Source organism: Mycobacterium pseudoshottsii JCM 15466, from assembly GCF_003584745.1.
Taxonomy (GTDB): domain Bacteria; phylum Actinomycetota; class Actinomycetes; order Mycobacteriales; family Mycobacteriaceae; genus Mycobacterium; species Mycobacterium marinum.
In genome coordinates, this window is the sequence record NZ_AP018410.1 from 1,602,158 (window position 1) to 1,625,085 (window position 22,928).

The following is a 22,928-nucleotide window of genomic DNA, read 5'->3' on the forward strand; positions in this document are numbered from 1 at the left end:
AGAGATATCGTCGGCCCTGTGAAGCGCGTTCCCTACGCCGAAGCCTCCCGCGTCCTGCTGCGTGATTCGGTCCTGGATGCCATGCGTGATCTGCTGTTGACCCGCGACTGGTCGGCGATCACCTTGTCCGACGTTGCCCGGTCCGCGGGCATCAGCCGCCAGACCATCTACAACGAGTTCGGCTCGCGGCAAGGCCTTGCGCAGGGCTACGCATTGCGTCTGGCCGACCGCCTGGTCGACAAGGTGCATGCCGCCCTGGACGCCAACGTCGGCAACATCTACGAGGCGTTCCTGCAGGGCTTTCGGTCATTCTTCGGTGAGTCGGCGGCCGACCCGCTGGTGATCTCGCTGCTGACCGGGGTGGCCAAGCCCGACCTGCTACAGCTCATCACCACCGACAGCGCGCCGATCATCACGCGTGCCTCGGCTCGACTGGCGACGGCCTTCACCCAGACCTGGGTGACGACCAGCGACGACGACGCCAATGTGATGGCGCGGGCGATCGTACGTCTGTCGTTGAGTTATGTGTCGATGCCGCCGGAGGCCGACCACAATGTGGCGGCGGATCTGGCTAGGCTGATGACCCCGTTCGCCGAGCGTCATGGTGTGATTAACGTCCCCTGACCTGCGCGGCTTGGGGGCCGAGGGATACAGTGGCGCGAGAGCATTTATAGCCAGAGTAGTCTGCTCAGTTTTTCATAGGTCCCCTAGGTAAGGATGTAACCCGTATGACGACTACCGAAACTTCGCTATCTGCCGACACGAAGAACGGCATCGATTTCAAGATTGCCGATTTGTCGCTAGCGGATTTCGGGCGCAAAGAACTGCGGATCGCTGAGCACGAGATGCCCGGCCTGATGTCGCTGCGCCGCGAGTACGCCGAGGTGCAACCTCTCAAAGGTGCCCGTATCTCGGGTTCGCTGCACATGACCGTCCAGACCGCGGTGTTGATTGAAACCCTCACCGCGCTAGGCGCCGAAGTTCGTTGGGCGTCATGCAACATCTTCTCGACCCAAGACCATGCGGCGGCCGCCGTTGTCGTCGGCCCGCATGGCACCCCCGAGGAGCCCAAGGGCGTCCCGGTGTTCGCCTGGAAGGGCGAATCGCTTGAAGAGTACTGGTGGTGCGCCGAGCAGATGCTGACGTGGCCCGACTCGGACAAGCCGGCGAACATGATCCTCGACGACGGTGGCGATGCCACCATGCTGGTGCTGCGCGGGATGCAGTACGAGAAGGCCGGTGTGGTGCCTCCGGCCGAGGAAGACGACTCGGCCGAGTGGAAGGTCTTCCTGGGCCTGCTGCGCAGCCGCTTCGAGACCGACAAGGGCAAGTGGACCAAGATCGCGGAGTCGGTCAAGGGCGTCACCGAGGAGACCACCACCGGCGTGCTGCGGCTTTACCAATTCGCCGCGGCCGGGGATCTGGCCTTCCCGGCGATCAACGTCAACGACTCGGTCACCAAGTCCAAGTTCGACAACAAGTACGGCACCCGGCACTCGTTGATCGACGGCATCAACCGCGGCACCGATGCGCTGATCGGTGGCAAGAAGGTGTTGATCTGTGGTTACGGTGACGTCGGCAAGGGTTGTGCGGAGGCGATGAAGGGCCAGGGTGCCCGCGTCTCGGTCACCGAGATCGACCCGATCAACGCGTTGCAGGCCATGATGGAGGGCTTCGACGTGGTTACCGTCGAGGACGCCATCGGCGACGCCGACATCGTCGTCACATCGACCGGTAACAAAGACATCATCATGCTCGAGCACATCAAGGCGATGAAGGATCATTCGATCCTGGGCAACATCGGCCACTTCGACAACGAGATCGACATGGCCGGCCTGGAGCGTTCCGGAGCCACGCGTACCAACATCAAGCCGCAGGTCGATCTGTGGACCTTCGGCGACACCGGTCGCTCGATCATCGTGCTGTCCGAGGGCCGTCTGCTGAACCTGGGCAACGCCACCGGGCACCCCTCCTTCGTGATGAGCAACAGCTTCGCCAACCAGACGATCGCCCAGATCGAGCTGTGGACCAAGAACGACGAATACGACAACGAGGTCTACCGGCTGCCCAAGCACCTCGACGAGAAGGTGGCGCGCATCCACGTCGAAGCCCTTGGCGGTCGCCTGACCAAGCTCACCAAGGACCAGGCCGAATACCTCGGCGTGGACGTCGAAGGCCCCTACAAGCCCGACCACTACCGCTACTGACACTCAACGGAAGCCACGCTGGTAGCTGCACCGCTGCCCGCGTGGCTTCCGCTTTTGGCGGGTACGGCAAGTGCCCGCTGCAATCGCGCTGTTGTGGCTTCGACCGTTAGGCGGTCGTGAGCGGACGCGCGACCCAAGTGTCGGTAGCGGCGATCGCCATGACGGCCACCGCGGGACTGCCCGTTCCCCCGAAGCCCCCATAGGCGGCCGCTGATCCGAGTGGCGACATCATCGAAGACCGCAACCCCAGACACCCGAGTGCATGAGTTGGGGTGTGGTGGGACCGGGGCGCGGGTGATGGTTGGGGTGTTTGTGGGTCTGTCTCGGTGTTGAGACGGGTTTGGTGGTTGCCGGTGGTTGTTTGTGCAGTTTGGGTTGGGGTGGCTAAGACGCTGGTGGGCGGCGTGCGGGAGCGGTGCTACTCAACTTTCGACAACCTGATTTTTCTACGGATACATCGCTGACCTGCGAATATAGCGTGTTTGGACCGGTTGGGTCCGGGTCGGGTCTTTGCCTTTGGGTGGATGGGCGGTGGGTGTTGTGTCGTTTGTGAGTGTGGTTCCGGAGTGGGTGGCGGCCGCGGCAACCGATGCGGCCGGGATTGGGTCGGTGGTGGGTGCGGCTAATGCGGCGGCGGCGGGGGCGACGACGTCGGTGACGGCGGCTGCCGGTGATGAGGTGTCGGTGGCGATTGCGGCGGTGTTTGGGGGGTTTGGCAGGGCTCCGGCGTTGTTGATTAGCAGGCTTGTGAGCTGGGGAATTGTGGATTGAGGAGGTCTAGGCGGCGGTTGGCGGTCAAAGCGGTGATCCGGCAGGCTTCGGCGATGTTGTCGGCGCCGTTGAGGCGGTGCAGATTGATCGCGGTGTTGCGTAGCGTTGCTAGGACCTGTGCGCCGTTTCCGGTATGTGCCCTTTGACGGTCTTCGTCGAAGGTGACGTCGCGTATCCAGTGCAGGCTGTTCTCGATTCCCCAGTGTTGACGCATCCAGGTCATGATCGCGGTAGGGCGGGCGTGCTCGAACGGCAGGCTGCAGATGGCATAGACCACCTCCACGCTGCGCTGGTCGGTGGCGGTGATCAAGCGTTCACGAGTGATCCGGATGATTTGTTTTGCGTAGGGGAAGCCGATTCCTCGTGCAGCGGTGATGATTTGCAGGGTGCGGGTCTCGACACGGCCGTGGCCGCGGGAGTCGTCGGTAGCGGCTGCGGGCACCTCGGCCCAGGGCAGCGCGGTGATACGCGCAAATATTTTGGCTTGGTTGGACTTGACGATCATCAGGTAGTGCGACTTCAAGGTGGCGCAGATCAACTTCGCGGTGACGACCTGGGTATGCATCGCATCCACGGTGACCAGCCACCGCAAGCTACCCGGCAGCAGCGTGAGCAGGGCACGTACGCAGGGAATTTCATTGCTTTTCTCGGCGACAGCGAGTTGACCGAGCACCAATCGGGCACGGTGGGCGAACACCGACACGAGATGCGTGGCTGTCGCTTTGGCGCGTAAAGCACCACGCAGCATCTTGCCGTCCAACGCGATCGGCACCAATCCACTGGGGTCGCTGCTGGCCACGTGTGCAGTGAAGTAACTGCCCATCCTGGCGTTGAGGTCGGCGGGGTCTAGCCGAGACAAAACAGCGCGGAAGGTCTTCTCACTGGGCCGCCGGAACCGGACCCCTAATTGGGCCAACACATCATCGGGAGCGGTGGCCGCCCATGTGGCAAAACCAGCATAGCCGCGCATCCCCGCGGCAGTGGCCAGAACCGCGATCGCCAACAAAGCCATCAGCGAATACCTCCGACCGCGTGGGCCCCTCGGGTCTGGCACCGAGGCCAACACATCGAGAAACTCCGATCCGATGAGCTCGCTGCGCTCACCAGGACTCCAGCAGTCGAACACCTCTGGAACCGACGACACAGGCAATACTGAAACGGTAGGCACGGGCAACTCCAGACCAACGACGAACAGTAACCAACTCGATCGTTCTCCAGATAGCCCGTGCCTACACTCCGGCCCCAATAGCGCGGCACCAAAGATCATCAACCCAGCTCACAAGCCTGCTAATCAACAACGCCGGAGCCCTGGGGAACCTGGGTAGCCATAACCTCGGCTTCGGAAACAACGGCAGCAACAACATTGGTATCGGGCTGACCGGCAACAACCAGATCGGCATCAACTTCGGTGCGCTCAACAGTGGCCACGGAAATATCGGCCTGTTCAACTCCGGCAACGACAATGTCGGTTTCTTCAACTCCGGCGACAAGAACATCGGCATCGCGAACTCGGGCTTGGGAGTTGGGCCGCTGAGCACGGAATTTTTCACCTCGGGGGAGTTCAATTCGGGTGTCGGGAGCTCGGGGACACTAACCACCGGCTGGGGAAACTCGGGTTCCACCAACACCGGCTACTTCAACGCGGGTCACACCAACACGGGCCTGTTCAACTCCGGTGACACCAGCACCGGCCTGTTCAATGACACCAACACCGGCCTGTTCAACTCCGGTGACACCAACACCGGCTTCTTCAACGCCGGCACCGCCAACTTCGGTAGCTTCAACGGCGGCAGCACCAACACCGGCGACTGGAACTCGGGCAGCATCAATACGGGCTACGCAAATTCCGGCGGCACGAATACCGGCATCCTCAATGCGGGCAACCTCAATACCGGCGCGTTCAGTCCCTTTGATCAGCCGGTGGTGAACTCGGGCTTCTCCAATGATTTCGATGGCCCATTCGGTAAAGGGGGCGTCAACCAATCGGGCGCCTTTAACCAGGGCGTCGGTAACTCGGGCTTCGATTCCGGCGACAACATAAAGGGCGGCACCGTGAGCTCTTCGGGCTTCGAGAACCACGGAAACTTCGGATCCGGTTTCCTGAATGCCGGTTCGTTTAGTTCGCAGGGCTCCGGCGTTGTTGATTAGCAGGCTTGTGAGCTGGGGAATTGTGGATTGAGGAGGTCTAGGCGGCGGTTGGCGGTCAAAGCGGTGATCCGGCAGGCTTCGGCGATGTTGTCGGCGCCGTTGAGGCGGTGCAGATTGATCGCGGTGTTGCGTAGCGTTGCTAGGACCTGTGCGCCGTTTCCGGTATGTGCCCTTTGACGGTCTTCGTCGAAGGTGACGTCGCGTATCCAGTGCAGGCTGTTCTCGATTCCCCAGTGTTGACGCATCCAGGTCATGATCGCGGTAGGGCGGGCGTGCTCGAACGGCAGGCTGCAGATGGCATAGACCACCTCCACGCTGCGCTGGTCGGTGGCGGTGATCAAGCGTTCACGAGTGATCCGGATGATTTGTTTTGCGTAGGGGAAGCCGATTCCTCGTGCAGCGGTGATGATTTGCAGGGTGCGGGTCTCGACACGGCCGTGGCCGCGGGAGTCGTCGGTAGCGGCTGTGGGCACCTCGGCCCAGGGCAGCGCGGTGATACGCGCAAATATTTTGGCTTGGTTGGACTTGACGATCATCAGGTAGTGCGACTTCAAGGTGGCGCAGATCAACTTCGCGGTGACGACCTGGGTATGCATCGCATCCACGGTGACCAGCCACCGCAAGCTACCCGGCAGCAGCGTGAGCAGGGCACGTGCGCAGGGAATTTCATTGCTTTTCTCGGCGACAGCGAGTTGACCGAGCACCAATCGGGCACGGTGGGCGAACACCGACACGAGATGCGTGGCTGTCGCTTTGGCGCGTAAAGCACCACGCAGCATCTTGCCGTCCAACGCGATCGGCACCAATCCACTGGGGTCGCTGCTGGCCACGTGTGCAGTGAAGTAACTGCCCATCCTGGCGTTGAGGTCGGCGGGGTCTAGCCGAGACAAAACAGCGCGGAAGGTCTTCTCACTGGGCCGCCGGAACCGGACCCCTAATTGGGCCAACACATCATCGGGAGCGGTGGCCGCCCATGTGGCAAAACCAGCATAGCCGCGCATCCCCGCGGCAGTGGCCAGAACCGCGATCGCCAACAAAGCCATCAGCGAATACCTCCGACCGCGTGGGTCCCTCGGGTCTGGCACCGAGGCCAACACATCGAGAAACTCCGATCCGATGAGCTCGCTGCGCTCACCAGGACTCCAGCGGTCGAACACCTCTGGAACCGACGACACAGGCAATACTGAAACGGTAGGCACGGGCAACTCCAGACCAACGACGAACAGTAACCAACTCGATCGTTCTCCAGATAGCCCGTGCCTACACTCCGGCCCCAATAGCGCGGCACCAAAGATCATCAACCCAGCTCACAAGCCTGCTAATCAACAACGCCGGAGCCCTGGTTTAGTTCGGGCTTTCGCAACACCGGCCCCGAGGGCATCAACCCCGGCTTCATGTCGGGCTTCGTCAACAGTTCCGGGACGTTCATCTCCGGCTTCTTCAATGCGGGCACCTTCACCCCGGGGTTGTTGGAGACCTTCAATTCGGGGTTCGGGAACCTGGGTAACCAGGTATCAGGCTCGTTCAACGCCCAGAACGTCAAGTCAGGGCCGATTCACTGACCGTGCGGATGGGCACCGACATGCTCCGCAGAAGTGCCGCACGGCGCGCAATAGGCTGATGCCGTGCTGATCGCGATCGAAGGCGTTGACGGCGCGGGCAAGCGAACTTTGTCCGAGGGTCTGCGCAAGGAGTTCGAAGCCGCCGGAAGATCGGTGGCCACGCTGGCCTTCCCGCGCTACGGAAACTCGGTCGCGGCCGATATCGCGGCCGAGGCGCTACACGGCGAGCACGGCGATCTCGCGTCCTCGGTGTTCGCGATGGCGTCCCTGTTCGCGCTGGACCGCGCCGCCGCGGTCGACGAGATCCACGGCTTGTGTGTGGCCTACGAGGTGGTGATTCTGGACCGCTACGTGGCGTCCAACGCCGCCTACAGCGCGGCGCGCCTGCATCAGGACTCGGCGGGGGAAGCTGTGGCCTGGGTGGGGCGGATGGAGTATGAGCGGTTCGGGCTGCCCGAACCGGACTGGCAGGTACTGCTCGCGGTGCCTGTCGAGCTGGCCGACGAGAGGTCGCGTGGGCGGGCCCGCAGCGACCCGGGCCGGCCCCGCGACAGCTACGAACGCGACGATGGGCTGCAGCAGCGCACCGGCTCGGTGTACGCCGAGCTGGCCGCCGCGGGCTGGGGTGGTCGGTGGCTGGTTGTCGACGCGGACGTCGATCCGGGGGCTCTGGCGGCGACATTGATGTCGCCGACGGCCCCAGAGGGGGGAAATTGAGGGGTATTTGCCCTAATCAAGCGCGAAACGCCCGTGTGGTGCGCCAGTTTTGTCCCAATCTGGTGCCACCATGGACACCATGAGGCAAAGGATTCTGGTTGTCGACGACGACGCTTCGTTGGCGGAGATGCTCACCATTGTGTTGCGTGGGGAGGGTTTCGATACCGCGGTCATCGGCGACGGTACTCAGGCCCTGACTGCGGTGCGCGAGTTGCGCCCGGACTTGGTGCTGTTGGATTTGATGTTGCCCGGGATGAACGGGATCGACGTGTGCCGGGTGCTGCGCGCCGATTCCGGGGTGCCGATCGTGATGCTGACCGCCAAGACCGACACCGTCGATGTGGTTCTCGGCCTGGAGTCTGGCGCTGACGACTACATCATGAAGCCGTTCAAGCCCAAGGAGCTGGTGGCCCGGGTGCGGGCGCGGCTGCGCCGCAACGACGACGAGCCCGCCGAGATGCTGTCCATCGCCGACGTCGACATCGACGTGCCGGCGCACAAGGTCACCCGCAACGGCGAGCAGATCTCGCTCACGCCGCTGGAGTTCGACCTGCTCGTTGCGTTGGCACGCAAACCGCGCCAGGTGTTTACTCGTGATGTGCTGCTCGAACAGGTGTGGGGGTACCGGCACCCGGCGGATACCCGCCTGGTGAACGTGCATGTCCAGCGTCTGCGGGCCAAGGTTGAGAAAGACCCTGAGAACCCGACCGTGGTATTGACCGTTCGAGGAGTGGGTTACAAGGCCGGACCTCCGTGATCTGCACCGGCGACGATGCAGAGCGCGGCGATGCTGAGGATCGGTGCCAGTGATCTGGGGCTCGCGACGGCGCATGCGGGGTCGCTGGGGGCGTTCCGGTCCGATGACGCGCGGGTTGAGCGCGTTGAGCCGAGCCGTTGGCGTTGCGTGGCGTCGGTCGCTGCAACTGCGCGTGGTGGCGCTGACGCTGGGGCTTTCGCTGGCTGTCGTCATGGCGCTGGGCTTCGTGCTGACCAGTCAGGTCACCAACCGCGTGCTCGATATCAAGGTCAAAGCCGCCATCGACCAGATCGAGCGGGCCCGCAACACCGTTAGCGGAATAGTCAACGGCGAGGAGACCCGCTCGCTGGACAGCAGTCTTCAGCTTGCCCGCAACACTTTGACCTCGAAGACCGATCCGGCCTCGGGTGCCGGTCAGGCCGGTGCGTTTGATGCGGTGCTGATGGTGCCGGGTGACGGTCCGCGCGCTGCCTCCGCGGCCGGCCCTGTCGACCAGGTGCCCAGCGCATTGCGCGGCTTCGTCAAGGCGGGGCAGGCCGCATATCAGTACGCCACCGTGCATACCGATGGCTTCTCCGGGCCGGCGCTCATCGTCGGCACCCCGACGTCGTCGCGGGTGGCCAATCTCGAGCTGTACCTGATCTTTCCGCTGGCCAATGAGCAGGCCACGATCACGCTGGTGCGCGGCACGATGGCCACCGGCAGCCTGGTACTGCTGGTCCTGCTGGCCGGTATCGCGTTGCTGGTCTCGCGTCAAGTCGTGGTCCCGGTCCGGTCCGCATCGCGGATCGCCGAGCGCTTCGCCGAGGGACACCTGTCCGAACGGATGCCGGTGCGTGGTGAGGATGACATGGCGCGGTTGGCGCTGTCGTTCAACGACATGGCCGAAAGCCTGTCTCGTCAGATCACCCAGCTCGAGGAGTTCGGCAACCTGCAGCGTCGGTTCACCTCCGATGTCAGTCATGAGCTGCGCACCCCGCTGACCACGGTCCGGATGGCCGCCGACCTGATCTATGACCACAGCGCCGACCTGGATCCGACGCTGCGGCGCTCCACCGAGTTGATGGTCAACGAACTGGACCGGTTCGAGTCCTTGCTCAACGACCTCCTCGAGATCTCGCGCCACGACGCCGGTGTGGCCGAGCTGTCGGTTGAGGCGGTCGACCTGCGCACCACCGTCAACAGCGCGCTCGGCAACGTGGGTCACCTGGCCGAGGAGGCCGGCATCGAGTTGTTGGTGGAGATGCCGGACAGCGAGGTGATCGCCGAGGTCGATGCGCGCCGGGTGGAACGGATACTGCGCAATCTGATTGCCAACGCCATCGATCACGCCGAGCACAAGCCGGTGCGGATTCGGATGGGCGCCGACGAAGATACCGTCGCGGTCACCGTCCGCGACTACGGCGTGGGACTGCGGCCCGGCGAGGAGAAGTTGGTGTTCAGCCGCTTCTGGCGGGCGGATCCGTCCCGGGTGCGCCGGTCCGGCGGCACCGGGCTGGGTCTGGCCATCAGCGTCGAGGACGCGCGGCTGCACCAGGGCCGGCTGGAAGCCTGGGGCGAACCCGGCCAGGGTGCCTGCTTCCGGCTGACCTTGCCGCTGGTTCGGGGCCACAAGGTCACTACCAGCCCGCTGCCCATGAAGCCGATCCCGCAACCGGCGGCGCAACCGAATGCGCTGGAGCACACCGACCGCCTGCGCCCCCGTGAGCACGCGGAGTGGAGCGGCTGATGCGGGAGTTTCCGACGATGGTTCGGTCGGTATTTGCCCTGGTGTTCGCGGCTGTGCTGCTCGGTGGCTGCGCGAGCGTGCCGAGTTCATCAGCTCCACAAGCCATCGGCACCGTGGAGCGTCCGGCGCCGTCGAATCTGCCCAAGCCGATCCCGGGCATGGATCCTGACGTGCTGCTGCGGGAATTCCTCAAAGCCACGGCCGATCCGGCCAACCGGCATCTGGCGGCGCGGCAGTTCCTCACCCAGTCGGCCTCCAACGCGTGGGACGATGCCGGTAGCGCCCTGCTGATCGACCACGTGGTCTTCGTGGAAACCCGTGGCGCCGAACGGGTTTCGGCGACCATGCGGGCAGACATCCTGGGCTCACTGTCCGATATGGGAGTCTTCGAGACCGCCGAAGGCGAGTTACCCGACCCGGGGCCGATCGAGTTGGTCAAGACCTCCGGCGGCTGGCGCATCGATCGGCTGCCCAACGGAGTCTTCCTGGACTGGCAGCAATTCCAATCCACCTACAAGCGCAACACGCTGTATTTCGCGGACCCGACCGGCAAGACGGTGGTTCCCGACCCACGCTATGTTGCCGTGTCCGACCATGACCAGCTGGCCACCGAGCTGGTGTCCAAGCTGCTGACCGGCCCACGTCCGGAGATGGCGCATTCGGTGCGCAACCTGCTGGCGCCGCCGTTGCGGCTGCGCGGTCCGGTGACGCGGGCCGATGGCGGCAAGAGCGGCATCGGCAAGGGATACGGTGGCGCGCGCATCGACCTGGAGAAGCTGTCCACCACCGATCCGCACAGCCGGCAATTGCTGGCCGCGCAGATCATTTGGACGTTGGCCCGAGCGGACATCCGAGGGCCCTATGTGATCAACGCCGACGGTGCCCCGCTGGATGACCGGTTCGCCGAAGGGTGGACCACCTCCGATGTCGCCGCCACCGACCCGGGGGTAGCCGACGGAGCCGGGGCGGGACTGCACGCCCTGGTGGGGGGGTCACTCGTGGCGCTGGACGGACAGCGGATCACCACCGTCGGGGGAGCCTTCGGTCGGATGGGGGACCAGACCGGTGCGGCGTTGTCACGCACCGGTCGCCTGGTGGCCTCGGTGGTGACGCTGCGGCGCGGCGCCCCCGACGTGGCCGCCTCACTGTGGATCGGTGAGCTCGGCGCCGAGGCGGTGCAAGCCGCCGACGGCCACAATCTGTCGCGGCCCAGCTGGTCGCTCGACGACGCGGTCTGGGTGGTGGTCGACACCAACAATGTGCTGCGCGCGATCCAAGAACCTGCGTCCGGACAGCCGGCCCGGATTCCCGTCGACTCCACCGCGGTGTCCAGTCGCTTCCCCGGGGCGATCACCGATCTGCAGCTCTCCCGGGACGGCACCCGCGCGGCGATGGTGATTGACGGGCGGGTGATTCTGTCCAGCGTCGAGCAGACCCAGGCCGGCCAGTTCGCCCTGACCTACCCGCGGCGGCTGGGTTTTGGGCTTGGTACCTCGGTGGTCTCGTTGTCCTGGCGAACCGGCGATGACATCGTGGTGACCCGTAACGACGTCGGCCATCCGGTGTCGTATGTGAACCTGGACGGAGTGAATTCCGATGCGCCGGCGCGCGGTCTGCAGATTCCGCTGTTCGCCATCGCGGCCAACCCCTCGACGGTGTACGTCGCCGGACCGCAAGGGGTGATGATGTACTCGGCCTCATCCGCCGAAGGCCAACAGAGCTGGGCGGAAGTGCCCGGCCTGATGGTGGCCGGGGCGGCGCCGGTGTTGCCGGGATAACCGCTGGGCTGCGCCGGGCCGGGCGGGCCAACTACCCTCGTAGTGAGGAGTCGCTTTCCGATGTCGCCCAAAGTTCCTTTCCTGCGTTGGGATGATCCGTTCCGCGCGCTGGAAATGCTGGGCTCGCTATGGTCATCAACCGGTTTGCAGTCGGTGAGCGCGGGAGCCGCCCAGGCCGTCGCCATGCCATACCGGACGCTGTTCATGACGCTGCAGCAACTGCTTGTCGGCAAGGAAGTCACCGTGCGCATGGGCGACCAGGACGTGGTGCTCACCGTCACCGAGTTGGACTCCGTGCTGGACCCGCAGGGCCTTGCCGTCGGGCAGCTCGGCGAGGTCCGGGTGGCCGCCCGGGATGTCAGCTGGGATGAGCAGCGGCTGCAGAGCGCGGTCGCGGTCCTGCGCAACGTGCACATCCGCCCGGGGGTACCACCGATGGTGGTGGCGGCACCGGTCGAGTTGTCCTCGGTGCTGCCGGCGGCGATCTTCGACGAGGTGCTGCAGCAGGTGGATCCGCAGCTGCGCAGCGAGCTGTCCGAGGATGGGACCGCCCGACTGCGCTGGTCGCGCCGGCCCGAGTGGGGCGGACTGGAGGTGGACGCCGACGTGGTGGGGACGACGCTGTGGCTGCGACCCCGCGCCGTGATGACCGGACGCCGACGCTGGTCTTTGCCGGCCCGGATGCCCGCCTACCAGGTACCGCTGCCGCCACTGCCGCACGGATTGCTGATCACCCACGTCAACCTCGGACTGGATGCACTGCAGCTGTCTGCGCTGCTGCCCGAGTGGCGCATGGAGTTGCCGCTGCGGCGCCTAGAGGACCTGATCACCCGGCTGAGCCAGGGAGCGCTCAGCTCCAGTTGGCCCTCCCCGTTGCGCGGCTCGGACTGAACGCCGGCCTCGGATGTCACCCCGAGCGGCGACACTTCTTTCGTGCTCGACCTCGTCTTGCCGCTGGAATGCGGCGGCTGCGGAGCCCCATCGACGCGGTGGTGCGCTGCCTGCGCCACCGAGCTCGCGGTGGCCGCCACCCGCCCGCATGTGGTCAGCCCCCGGGCCGACCCGCAGGTGCCGGTGTTCGCGTTGGGTCGCTACGCGGGTGCGCGGCGCCACGCGATCCTGGCCCTGAAGGAACGCGGTCGCGGCGACCTCGTGGCGCCGTTGGCCCGGGCGCTGGCCGTCGGTGTCCATCGGCTGCTGTGCTGGGGCATCGTCGGCACCCCGCTGACGCTCGTGCCCGCACCGACCAGGCGTGCCGCGGCGCGGCGCCGGGGCGGGGACCCCATCACCCGGATCGCGGACGCGGCGGTGGCGGCTCACCCTGACATCGCCGTAGTCCAGGCGCTGCGGATGAGAGCACTGGCTCGCGACTCGGTGGGCCTGGGTAGCTCGGCCCGGGAACGCAACGCCGCGGGCCGCGTGCTGATGCTGAAGGGACAGCGACTGGGCACCGAAATCGTCGTCGTCGACGACGTCGTGACGACCGGGGCGACGGTGCGGGAGTCGGTTCGGGTGCTGCGGGCCGCCGGGGTTCGGGTGGCCGCCGTGCTGACCATCGCGGCGGCGTGATGGGGCGAATCGAAAGCCGTGAATGTCAACGCATCCGCGCAACCCGATGAATCTGCCAAGAGACGGTGAAGAACACACAACACGTGTGCCAATTAGGTGGCACGGTAGGGCAAACACCAGCTAACGTCGAGAGCAGATTTCAGACTCAATGAGAAGACTCACGGTCGATTCTCCTAGGTTCCAGCAATACCCGCGGTAGGAGGTGAGCTACTCGACATCTTGCTCCGGCGGGCAGCCTGCGGCGGTGCTTGCTCCAAACCGCTCCAACCCCCGTCGGCGCGTATCAGAAAGCCGGGCACGCAGGGCGCGTGCGACGTGAAAAGAGAAACGAGTTGTCACGAATGACAAGGCTAACTGTGGATTCCGACCAGGTTCTGGACCAGGCGCCGGCACAATCCGGTCAACCGGAGGAACCGCAAGCGACCGCCGAGATCGTCTTCAAAGGCCGCAACGTCGAGATTCCCGACCACTTCCGTACCTACGCTTCGCAGAAACTCTCCCGCTTGGAGCGGTTCGACCGAACCATCTACCTGTTCGACGTCGAACTCGACCACGAACGCAACCGTCGCCAGCGCAAGTCTTGTCAGCGGGTGGAGATCACCGCGCGCGGCCGGGGGCCGGTTGTGCGCGGCGAGGCCTGCGCCGACAGCTTCTACGCCGCCCTGGAATCTGCGGTGGTCAAGGTTGAGAGCCGGCTGCGGCGCACCAAGGACCGGCGCAAGGTTCACTACGGCGACAAGACCCCGGTTTCGGTAGCCGAGGCGACCGCGACGGCGACAGCGCCCGAAATGGCTTTCGCCGCGGAGCCGGCCGAGCCGCACGAACATGATGGGGCGGTGTTGGACCACCAGCCCGGGCGGGTCGTGCGCACCAAGGAACACCCGGCCAAGCCGATGTCGGTCGATGATGCGCTCTACGAGATGGAACTCGTCGGACACGACTTCTTCTTGTTCTTCGACCAGGAGACCGAGCGGCCAACCGTGGTGTACCGCCGGCACGGCTATGACTACGGGTTGATCCGACTGTCGTGACCGGGCTCGACTGACGATCACCGGCCATTACCGCGTCGTCACCTACGATGGGAGTCGCCTAACCGAAGAAGACTCCTACCCACAAGGGACATTGCTGTGCTGTCGAAGTTGCTGCGCGTTGGTGAAGGTCGCATGGTCAAGCGCCTCAAAAAGGTCGCTGACTATGTCGAATCATTGTCCGGAGACGTCGAGAAGCTCACCGACGCCGAACTGAGGGCCAAGACCGACGAATTCAAGAAGCGGCACGCCGAAGGCGAGAGCCTCGACGAGTTGCTGCCTGAAGCCTTCGCGGTGGCGCGCGAAGCCGCATGGCGAGTGCTCGACCAGCGCCCGTTCGAGGTCCAGTTGATGGGTGCGGCCGCGTTGCACCTGGGCAACGTCGCCGAGATGAAGACCGGTGAGGGCAAGACCCTGACCTCGGTGTTGCCGGCCTACCTCAACGGCATCGGCGGCAAGGGCGTGCACATCGTCACCGTCAACGACTATCTGGCCAAACGTGACAGCGAGTGGATGGGCCGGGTGCACCGCTTCCTGGGGCTGGACGTGGGCGTGATCCTGGCCCAGATGACGCCGGAGGAACGTCGTGTCGCCTACAACGCCGACATCACCTATGGGACCAACAACGAGTTCGGCTTCGACTATCTGCGCGACAACATGGCCCACACGCTCGACGACTGCGTCCAGCGCGGGCACAACTTCGCCATTGTCGACGAGGTCGACTCCATCCTGATCGACGAGGCCCGCACCCCGCTGATCATCTCCGGTCCCGCCGACGGCAGCTCGAACTGGTACACCGAGTTCGCCCGGCTCGCACCGCTGATGGAAAAAGACACCCATTACGAGGCCGACCTGCGTAAACGCACCGTCGGGGTGCATGAGCTCGGGGTGGAGTTCGTCGAAGACCAGCTCGGCATCGACAACCTCTACGAGGCCGCCAACTCGCCGTTGGTCAGCTACCTCAACAACGCCCTGAAGGCCAAGGAGCTGTTCAACCGCGACAAGGACTACATCGTCCGCAACGGTGAAGTGCTCATCGTCGACGAGTTCACCGGCCGGGTGCTGATCGGCCGGCGCTACAACGAAGGCATGCACCAGGCGATCGAGGCCAAGGAGCACGTCGAGATCAAGGCCGAGAACCAGACGCTGGCGACCATCACGCTGCAGAACTACTTCCGCCTCTACAACAAGCTTGCCGGCATGACCGGTACCGCCCAGACCGAGGCGGCCGAGCTGCACGAGATCTACAAGCTGGGTGTGGTCCCCATCCCGACCAACAGGCCGATGGTCCGCGAAGACCAGTCGGACCTCATCTACAAGACCGAGGAAGCCAAGTACATCGCGGTGGTCGACGATGTCGCCGAGCGCTACGAAAAGGGCCAACCGGTGCTGATCAGCACCACCAGCGTGGAGCGCTCGGAGTACCTGTCCCGGCAGTTCACCAAACGGCGCATCCCGCACAACGTGCTCAACGCCAAGTACCACGAGCAGGAGGCCGGCATCATCGCCGAGGCGGGCCGGCGCGGAGCGATCACGGTCGCCACCAACATGGCCGGCCGCGGTACCGACATCGTGCTGGGCGGAAACGTCGACTTTCTGACCGACAAGCGGCTGCGCGACAACGGTCTGGATCCGGTGGAGACCCCCGACGAGTATGAGCAGGCCTGGCACCAAGAACTGCCCAAGGTCAAGGAGGAGGCCGGCGACGAGGCCACCGAGGTGATCGAGGCCGGCGGCCTGTACGTGCTGGGCACCGAACGTCACGAGTCGCGGCGCATCGACAACCAGCTGCGCGGCCGTTCCGGCCGCCAGGGTGACCCCGGGGAGTCGCGCTTCTACTTGTCGTTGGGCGACGAGCTCATGCGCCGGTTCAACGGCGCCGCGCTGGAGTCGCTGCTGACCCGGCTGAACCTGCCCGACGATGTCCCGATCGAAGCCAAGATGGTCACCCGGGCCATCAAGAGCGCCCAGACCCAGGTCGAGCAGCAGAACTTCGAGGTGCGCAAGAACGTCCTCAAGTACGACGAGGTGATGAACCAGCAGCGCAAGGTCATCTACGCCGAGCGCCGCCGCATTCTCGAGGGCGAGAATTTGCAGCAGCAGGCCAAGGACATGCTCACCGACGTCATCACCGCCTACGTTGACGGTGCGACCGTCGAAGGCTACGCCGAGGACTGGGACCTCGACGCGCTGTGGACGGCGCTGAAGACGCTGTACCCGGTGGGCATCAAAACCGACACCTTGATGCGGCGCGACCAAGACTCCGATCGCGACGACCTGACTCGTGATGAACTGCTCGAAGCCCTGCTGCAAGACGCGGACCAGGCCTATGCGGCACGAGAAGCCGAGCTCGAGGAGCTGGCCGGCGAGGGCGCGATGCGCCAGCTGGAACGCAACGTGTTGCTCAATGTCATCGACCGCAAGTGGCGTGAGCACCTCTACGAGATGGACTACCTCAAGGAGGGCATCGGCCTGCGCGCGATGGCGCAGCGCGATCCGCTGGTCGAGTACCAGCGCGAAGGCTACGACATGTTCATGGCCATGCTCGACGGCATGAAAGAGGAATCGGTCGGATTCCTGTTCAACGTCAGTGTCGAGGCGGTCCCGGCCCCGCAGGTTGAGGTCGCTCCCGTCGCCGAGCCCGAAGACCTGGCCGAATTTGCCACCGCGGCCGCGGCCGCGGCCCAGGAGGGGGGCGCTGGCCGCAAGACTGCGGCGGCGCGCGAAGAAGCGCCGAGTAGGTTGCGCGCCAAGGGGATTGAGGACGAGTCGCCCGCTCTGACATATTCCGGACCGTCCGAGGACGGCTCGGCGCAGGTGCAGCGCAATGGTGGTGGCGCGGCCAAGACCCCGGCCGGAGTACCCGCGGGTGGCAGCCGGCGTGAGCGACGTGAGGCCGCGCGTCGGCAGGGCCGCGGCGCCAAGCCGCCGAAGTCGGTCAAAAAGCGCTGATGTGCTAGCTACCCGCGGCATTGGTGATCGGCTATAGTAGGCACCCTCACCAGCTGCGCAGTGTCGCCAACAGGAGCTTGCACGATGAGCGGTGTGTCGATTTCTTCGTTCGAGAAGGTCACCTCCCGTCACAGCAAACGCCCCGGTGCGACGCCCGCGCGAACCCATCTGGCCGGTCATGCGCGCAAGGGGTTCGCCAATCTGACCCACCGCCGGCAGCCCTCGTCGGCGGCGGTTCTGCTGGTGGCCGCATTTGGCGCCTTCCTAGCCTTCCTGGACTCGACGATCGTGAACATCGCGTTCCCCGATATCCAGAAATCGTTCCCCTCCTATGATCTCGGCAGTCTGTCCTGGATCCTCAACGCCTACAACATCGTCTTCGCCGCTTTCCTGGTCGCTGCGGGCCGGATGGCCGATTTGCTGGGCCGCAGAAGAACATTCACGTTCGGAGTGGTGATATTCACCATCGCGTCCGGTTTGGGCCCGCCCATCGGCGGCATGCTGGTCGACTGGGCAAGCTGGCGATGGGTGTTTCTGGTCAACATTCCCCTGGGCGTCGTCGCGGTGCTGGCACCCAGTCGGGCGCTGGTCGAAAGCCGCGCCGCGGGGCGCCGGCGCAAACCCGACCTGCGTGGTGCGACGCTGCTGGCCGGGGCGCTGGGGCTGCTTACCCTGGCACTGGTCAAGGGCCCGGATTGGGGCTGGGTGAGCGTGCCCACCCTGGCCGTGTTCGCGGCCAGCGCGATCACCCTGGTCGGCTTCGTGCTGAGTTCGATGGCCGCGCCGGTGCCGCTGGTCGAGCCGGCGTATCTGCGCAGCCGGCCGTTCGTGGTGGGCAACGTGCTCACGCTGGTCGCCGCGGCCGGCTTCTACTGCTACGTACTGACCCACGTGCTGTATCTGAACTACGTGTGGGGCTACTCGCTGCTGAAGGCGGGGTTCGCGATCGCGCCGGCCGCGCTGGTCGCGGCGGTGGTAGCCGCGCTGCTCGGCCGGGTCGCCGACCGCCACGGGCACCGGCTCATCGTCACCCTCGGTGCTCTCGTCTGGGCCGGGAGCCTGTTCTGGTACCTACAGCGGGTCGGCACCGAACCGGATTTCCTGCGCAGGTGGTTGCCGGGCCAACTGCTGCAAGGTATCGGTGTCGGTGCGACATTGCCGGCGCTCAGCAGCGCCGCCCTCACCGGGGTGGCAAAGGGCGGCAGCTATGCCACCACCTCGGCGGTGGTCAGCACGACGCGTCAGCTCGGCGCGGTGATCGGCGTGGCGGCCCTGGTGATCCTGATCGGCAAGCCCGAGCATGGTGCCGCCGCAGACGCGCTGCGGCGGGGATGGGCGATGGCGGCGATCTGCTTTGTCGTGGTGGCGATCGCCGCGGTGTTGTTGGGCCGCACCAACAGCAAGCCCGGTCAGGAGCTCGAACCCGAGCCGGCGGCCGCGGCGCGCGCGGCGCCCACCACGACGGAGCCGGCGGCGGCACTGATCGCCAACCGGGCCACCGATGAGGCGGACCTGCTGGGAAATCTGCCACTGTTCGCCGGGCTGGATGCGGCCGCCCTGGCCGAACTCGTCGATCGAGTCGAAGAAGTTGAACTGCAGGCGGGTTCGTATCTGTTTCTTGCCGGCGACGCGTCCGACTCGCTCTACGTGATCCGCAGGGGCCGCGTGCAGGTGCTACACGGGGACATCGTGATCAAGGAGCTGGGCCGCGGTGAGGTCCTCGGCGAGCTTGGGCTGCTGATCGACGTGCCCCGCTCCGCATCGGTGCGGGCGTTGCGTGACTCCAGGCTGGTTCGGCTCACCAAGGCCCAGTTCGATCAGATCGCCAACCGTGGCGTGCTGGCGGCGCTGGTCAGGGTGCTGGCCACCCGGCTGCGCGAGGCGCCACCGCCCGCCGTTCACACCACCTCGCCCGGGGTGGTGGTGTCGGTTGTCGGGGTAGGGGCCAACGCCCCCGTGCAGTCGGTCGCGGCTGGACTGCTGACGGCCTTATCGAAGCAGCTGCGGGTGGTGGATCCCGGCCGGGTCGACATCGACGGTCTGGACCGCGCCGAGCGCGGTGCCGACAAGGTGCTCCTGCACGCTGGCGCCCAGGATACGGACTGGCGCGATTTCTGCCTGCGGGTCGCGGATCGGATCGTGCTGGTGACCGGGGATCCGGACCCGGGCGCGGCCGCACTGCCGGCACGAGCCCAGGGTGCGGACCTCGTCCTGGCCGGGCCGACCGCCAGCCGCGAACAACGGCGCAGCTGGGAGGAGCTGATCACGCCGCGATCGGTGCACGCGGTGCACTACCGGCGCGTGGTTCAGGACCTGCGACCACTTGCCGCGCGCCTGGCCGGCCGATCGATCGGGCTGGTCCTCGGCGGCGGCGGTGCGCGGGGCTTTGCCCACCTCGGAATACTCGAAGAGCTGGAGCAGGCCGGGGTCGCGATCGACCGCTTCGCTGGTACCAGCATGGGGGCGGTCATCGCGTCGCTGGGAGCCAGCGGCTTGGACGCCGCCACCGCGGACGAGTACGCCTACGAGTACTTCATTCGGAACAATCCGCTGCGTGACTACGCGGTACCGATCAAGGGGCTGGTTCGTGGCCGGCGGACCCTGACGCTGCTCGAAGCTGCGTTCGGAGATCGGCTGGTGGAAGAGCTTCCGAAGGAATTCCGTTGTGTCAGCGTGGATCTGATTGCTCGGCAACCCGTCGTGCACCGCCGGGGCAGGCTCGTTGATGTGGTTGGATGTTCGCTACGGTTGCCTGGAATCTATCCGCCGCAGGTCTACCAGGGTCGGTTGCATGTGGATGGTGGCGTGCTGGACAACCTGCCCGTGTCCACCCTGGCAACGTCGGACGGCCCGTTGATCGCGGTGAGTCTGGCCTCAGGCGAGGTGCCTGGCGCCCCGCTGCAGCCCGACGGCCCGCCCCGGGTGCCCGGAATCGGCGACACCTTGATCCGCACCATGACGATCGGCAGCCAGCGCGGGGCCGATGTCGCGTTGGGCCTCGCGCAGGTCGTGATCCGTCCCGACACTTCCGCCGTTGGGCTGCTGGAATTCCACCAGATCGATGCCGCTCGCGAAGCGGGACGTGCCGCCGCCCGAGAGTCGATGCCGCAGATCATGGCGCTGCTGAATCAGCGGCGTTAGGCGGCGACACCGGAAATTGTGGGTGCAATTGCTACTGCGGGGAGCACAATCGAGTAATGAAGCGTTATCTGATCATCGGGTATGGAGCGGCGGGCTACCTGTTGTTTTTGGTTGCCACTTTGTACGCTATCGGCTTCGTAGGTGCAATTGTGGTGCCGCGCAACATCGATCACGGAATCGACGGTCCCATATGGTTGACGGTGCTGGTCAACGTGGCGCTGCTGGGCCTGTTCGGTATTCAGCACAGCGTTATGGCGCGACCGGGTTTCAAACGTTGGTGGACGCGATTTGTGCCGAAGACGGTTGAGCGCAGCACCTACGTATTGCTGGCAAGCGCGATACTGCTGCTGCTGTTCTGGCAGTGGCGCACGATGCCGGCCGTCATCTGGGACGTGCAGTATCCGCCCGCCCGGGTGGTGCTGTGGGGGCTGTTCGGGCTGGGGTGGGTGGTCGTGTTTGCCTCGTCGTTCATGGTCAGCCATTTCGACCTGCTCGGTCTGCGCCAGGTGTATCTGGCCTGGCGTGAAAAGCCCTATACCGAAATAAATTTTCGCGTCAATTTCTTCTACCGGGTGGTGCGCCATTCGCTCATGCTGGGCTTTATCATCGCGTTCTGGGCAACGCCCACAATGACGGCGGGGCATTTGCTGTTTGCCATTGTTACAACGGCCTACGTATTGGTCGCCCTGCCCCTGGAAGAGCGCGACTTGGTGGCCGCGCTGGGGGATCAGTACCGCGATTACCAGCGCTCGGTACCGATGTTGCTGCCGGTACCGCACCGCGGCTCGGGTAAAACGGTTGGTCAGCACTGATTTTCGGCCACCCGGCCGGTGCCGCGCGGGCAGCCCGATGTCCGGCCGCCGGCTATGAGTTTGGTCGTTGCCACTATGATCTTGACGGCATTTCGTTAAGTATTGGGGTATGGATGTCAAGGAGGTGCTGCTGCCTGGCGTCGGTCTCCGCTACGAGTTCACTAGCCAGAAAGGCGAGCGGATCGGCATTATTGCCCGGCGCACCGGCGATTTCGAGGTCGTCGTATACGCCGCCAACGACCCGGATGCGGCGCGGCCGGTCTTCTGCCTGACCGATGAAGAGGCTGATGCGTTGGCTCAGATCCTGGGTGCACCACGGATCGCCGAGCGGTTCACCGAGCTGACCCGTGAGGTGCCCGGGCTCGAGGCGGGCCACATCATCATCGCGCCACAGAGCCCGTTCGTTGACCGGCCGCTCGGGGAGACCCATGCCCGCACCCGCACCGGCGCGTCGATCGTGGCAATCGTGCGTGGCCAAGAGGTGGTCGCATCGCCGAACCCGGCGGAGCTGTTGCGCGAGCGCGACGTCCTTATCGTGATCGGTACCGAAGAGGGCATTGCCGGAGTCGAGCAGATCGTCGACAAGGGCTGAATCGGTGGAGGTTTCGAGGGCGCTGCTTTTTGAGGTCGGCGCACTCCTGACAACGCTTGCCCTGCTTGGTGCCATCGCGCGCAGATTCGCGTTGTCCCCGATCCCGGTCTATCTGCTAGCCGGCCTCTCGTTGGGCAAGGGCGGCGTCCTGCCGGTGGCCGCCGCCGACGATTTCGTCGCCACCGGCGCGCCCATCGGCATTGTGCTGCTGCTGCTGACGTTGGGTCTCGAGTTCTCCGCGACCGAATTTGCCAGCAGTCTGCGCCACCACATGCCCTCTGCCATGGTCGATATCGTCCTCAATGCCACGCCAGGGGCGGTGGCCGGCTGGCTGCTGGGGTTGGACGGTGTGGCGATCCTCGCGCTGGCCGGGGTCACCTACATCTCGTCGTCGGGCGTGGTGGCGCGGCTGCTGGAAGACCTGCGCCGGCTCGGTAACCGCGAAACACCGGCGGTGTTGTCGGTGCTGGTGCTCGAAGACTTCGCCATGGCCGGCTATCTGCCCTTGTTCACGGTGCTGGCCCTGCACGGCGATGGGCTCCATGCGCTCGGTGGAACGCTGGCCGCGATCGCAGCCCTGCTCGGGGCCTTTGCGGCGTCCTTCTACTGGGGCCATCACTTCGGCCGGCTGTTCGCGCACCCGGATTCGGAGCAGTTGTTGCTGCGGGTATTGGGCATCACCCTGATGGTTGCGGCGCTGGCCGAGACGTTGCACGCCTCGGCGGCGGTGGGCGCGTTCCTGGTGGGCCTGACCCTCACCGGCGAGACCGCTGAGCGGGCCCGCAGGGTGCTGGGGCCGCTGCGCGATCTGTTCGCGGCGATCTTCTTCCTGGGCATCGGCCTGTCGGTCGCCCCCAAAGAGTTGATTCCGGCGCTCCCGGTGGCCATCTTGCTGGCCGTCGTCACCGCGGCAACCAAGGTGCTCACCGGAATGTTCGCCGCTCGACGCGACGGAGTGACCCGCCGCGGACAGCTGCGTGCGGGTACCGCCCTCATCGCCAGAGGCGAGTTCTCATTGATCATCATCGGACTGGTCGGCGCGTCGATCCCCGCCGTAGCGGCGTTGGCGACCGCGTATGTCTTCATCATGGCGGTCGCCGGACCGGTGCTAGCCCGCTATACCGGCGGGCCGGTGGCAACCACCGCCTGACCGGTCTCGGGTGGC

Annotated in this window: 17 protein-coding genes and 2 pseudogenes; 17 read left to right on the plus strand and 2 right to left on the minus strand. The window is 65.3% G+C overall.

Annotation, left to right across the window (positions count from 1 at the left end; genetic code table 11):
• The first annotated feature begins 18 nt into the window (after positions 1-18).
• From alkX to MPSD_RS07220, 3 genes and pseudogenes are all read left to right on the plus strand, one after another.
• Positions 19-624, plus strand: coding sequence for a TetR family transcriptional regulator AlkX (alkX, locus tag MPSD_RS07210; protein WP_036427480.1), 606 nt, complete (start codon positions 19-21; stop codon positions 622-624).
• Positions 625-728: 104 nt separating this feature from the next.
• Positions 729-2,207 carry an adenosylhomocysteinase gene (gene ahcY, locus MPSD_RS07215; protein WP_012393163.1) on the plus strand — a complete coding sequence of 493 codons (1,479 nt, stop codon included), beginning with the start codon at positions 729-731 and terminating at the stop codon, positions 2,205-2,207.
• A 540-nt stretch (positions 2,208-2,747) separates the two neighbouring features.
• Positions 2,748-2,927 (plus strand): annotated as a pseudogene (locus MPSD_RS07220) (PE domain-containing protein); the annotation flags it as partial.
• Positions 2,928-2,943: 16 nt separating this feature from the next.
• Here MPSD_RS07220 and MPSD_RS07225 read toward each other — a convergent pair.
• Positions 2,944-4,146 (minus strand): ISAs1-like element IS2404/ISMul1 family transposase, encoded by a 1,203-nt coding sequence (locus MPSD_RS07225; RefSeq protein ID WP_420811880.1) that lies wholly within the window; start codon positions 4,144-4,146, stop codon positions 2,944-2,946.
• 143 nt (positions 4,147-4,289) lie between these two features.
• Here MPSD_RS07225 and MPSD_RS29035 point away from each other — a divergent pair.
• A pseudogene (locus MPSD_RS29035) lies at positions 4,290-5,126 on the plus strand (PPE family protein); the annotation flags it as partial.
• On the opposite strand, the gene MPSD_RS07235 reads toward MPSD_RS29035, so the two are convergent.
• Positions 5,123-6,325 carry an ISAs1-like element IS2404/ISMul1 family transposase gene (locus MPSD_RS07235; protein WP_420811881.1) on the minus strand — a complete coding sequence of 401 codons (1,203 nt, stop codon included), beginning with the start codon at positions 6,323-6,325 and terminating at the stop codon, positions 5,123-5,125. The pseudogene MPSD_RS29035 and the gene MPSD_RS07235 sit on opposite strands and share 4 nt — an antisense overlap.
• A 195-nt stretch (positions 6,326-6,520) precedes the next feature.
• On the opposite strand from MPSD_RS07235, the gene MPSD_RS07240 reads away from it, so the two are divergent.
• From MPSD_RS07240 to MPSD_RS07300, 13 genes are all read left to right on the plus strand, one after another.
• Positions 6,521-6,688, plus strand: a complete 168-nt coding sequence (locus MPSD_RS07240; RefSeq protein ID WP_020788369.1) for a hypothetical protein — start codon at positions 6,521-6,523, stop codon at positions 6,686-6,688.
• A gap of 63 nt (positions 6,689-6,751) precedes the next feature.
• Positions 6,752-7,405 (plus strand): dTMP kinase, encoded by a 654-nt coding sequence (locus tag MPSD_RS07245; RefSeq protein ID WP_086085451.1) that lies wholly within the window; start codon positions 6,752-6,754, stop codon positions 7,403-7,405.
• Between the two features lie 70 nt (positions 7,406-7,475).
• Positions 7,476-8,162 carry a two-component system response regulator MtrA gene (mtrA, locus tag MPSD_RS07250; RefSeq protein WP_015354856.1) on the plus strand — a complete coding sequence of 229 codons (687 nt, stop codon included), beginning with the start codon at positions 7,476-7,478 and terminating at the stop codon, positions 8,160-8,162.
• A gap of 49 nt (positions 8,163-8,211) precedes the next feature.
• Positions 8,212-9,891, plus strand: coding sequence for an MtrAB system histidine kinase MtrB (mtrB, locus tag MPSD_RS07255; RefSeq protein ID WP_012393168.1), 1,680 nt, complete (start codon positions 8,212-8,214; stop codon positions 9,889-9,891).
• Positions 9,892-9,908: 17 nt separating this feature from the next.
• On the plus strand, positions 9,909-11,669 hold the full coding sequence (gene lpqB, locus MPSD_RS07260) for an MtrAB system accessory lipoprotein LpqB (RefSeq protein ID WP_086085455.1): 1,761 nt from the start codon (positions 9,909-9,911) through the stop codon (positions 11,667-11,669).
• Positions 11,670-11,729: 60 nt separating this feature from the next.
• Positions 11,730-12,560 (plus strand): hypothetical protein, encoded by an 831-nt coding sequence (locus MPSD_RS07265; RefSeq protein ID WP_086085450.1) that lies wholly within the window; start codon positions 11,730-11,732, stop codon positions 12,558-12,560.
• Positions 12,561-12,602: 42 nt separating this feature from the next.
• On the plus strand, positions 12,603-13,238 hold the full coding sequence (locus MPSD_RS07270; protein ID WP_086085449.1) for a ComF family protein: 636 nt from the start codon (positions 12,603-12,605) through the stop codon (positions 13,236-13,238).
• Between the two features lie 341 nt (positions 13,239-13,579).
• Positions 13,580-14,269 (plus strand): ribosome hibernation-promoting factor, HPF/YfiA family, encoded by a 690-nt coding sequence (gene hpf, locus MPSD_RS07275; protein ID WP_036426856.1) that lies wholly within the window; start codon positions 13,580-13,582, stop codon positions 14,267-14,269.
• A 96-nt stretch (positions 14,270-14,365) separates the two neighbouring features.
• On the plus strand, positions 14,366-17,218 hold the full coding sequence (gene secA, locus MPSD_RS07280; RefSeq protein ID WP_020788361.1) for a preprotein translocase subunit SecA: 2,853 nt from the start codon (positions 14,366-14,368) through the stop codon (positions 17,216-17,218).
• An 84-nt stretch (positions 17,219-17,302) separates the two neighbouring features.
• Positions 17,303-20,359 (plus strand): MFS transporter, encoded by a 3,057-nt coding sequence (locus tag MPSD_RS07285; protein ID WP_232022778.1) that lies wholly within the window; start codon positions 17,303-17,305, stop codon positions 20,357-20,359.
• Between the two features lie 56 nt (positions 20,360-20,415).
• A complete protein-coding gene (gene mddA / locus MPSD_RS07290) occupies positions 20,416-21,171 on the plus strand; it encodes a methanethiol S-methyltransferase (protein ID WP_015354863.1) in 756 nt (251 codons plus the stop codon).
• A gap of 109 nt (positions 21,172-21,280) precedes the next feature.
• Entirely contained in the window at positions 21,281-21,763 is a 483-nt protein-coding gene (locus tag MPSD_RS07295; RefSeq protein ID WP_012393175.1) for a cation:proton antiporter regulatory subunit, read from the plus strand.
• A 4-nt stretch (positions 21,764-21,767) separates the two neighbouring features.
• A complete protein-coding gene (locus MPSD_RS07300) occupies positions 21,768-22,913 on the plus strand; it encodes a cation:proton antiporter (protein WP_020788359.1) in 1,146 nt (381 codons plus the stop codon).
• The last annotated feature ends 15 nt before the right edge of the window (positions 22,914-22,928 follow it).

Excerpts from the sequence above, each read along its gene's own strand:
- ahcY (WP_012393163.1), top strand. The coding sequence starts at position 729 with ATGACGACTACCGAAACTTCGCTATCTGCCGACACGAAGAACGGCATC.
- MPSD_RS07240 (WP_020788369.1), top strand. The coding sequence starts at position 6,521 with ATGTCGGGCTTCGTCAACAGTTCCGGGACGTTCATCTCCGGCTTCTTC.
- mtrA (WP_015354856.1), top strand. The coding sequence starts at position 7,476 with ATGGACACCATGAGGCAAAGGATTCTGGTTGTCGACGACGACGCTTCG.
- lpqB (WP_086085455.1), top strand. The coding sequence starts at position 9,909 with ATGGTTCGGTCGGTATTTGCCCTGGTGTTCGCGGCTGTGCTGCTCGGT.
- MPSD_RS07265 (WP_086085450.1), top strand. The coding sequence starts at position 11,730 with ATGTCGCCCAAAGTTCCTTTCCTGCGTTGGGATGATCCGTTCCGCGCG.
- hpf (WP_036426856.1), top strand. The coding sequence starts at position 13,580 with ATGACAAGGCTAACTGTGGATTCCGACCAGGTTCTGGACCAGGCGCCG.
- MPSD_RS07285 (WP_232022778.1), top strand. The coding sequence starts at position 17,303 with ATGAGCGGTGTGTCGATTTCTTCGTTCGAGAAGGTCACCTCCCGTCAC.
- mddA (WP_015354863.1), top strand. The coding sequence starts at position 20,416 with ATGAAGCGTTATCTGATCATCGGGTATGGAGCGGCGGGCTACCTGTTG.
- MPSD_RS07295 (WP_012393175.1), top strand. The coding sequence starts at position 21,281 with ATGGATGTCAAGGAGGTGCTGCTGCCTGGCGTCGGTCTCCGCTACGAG.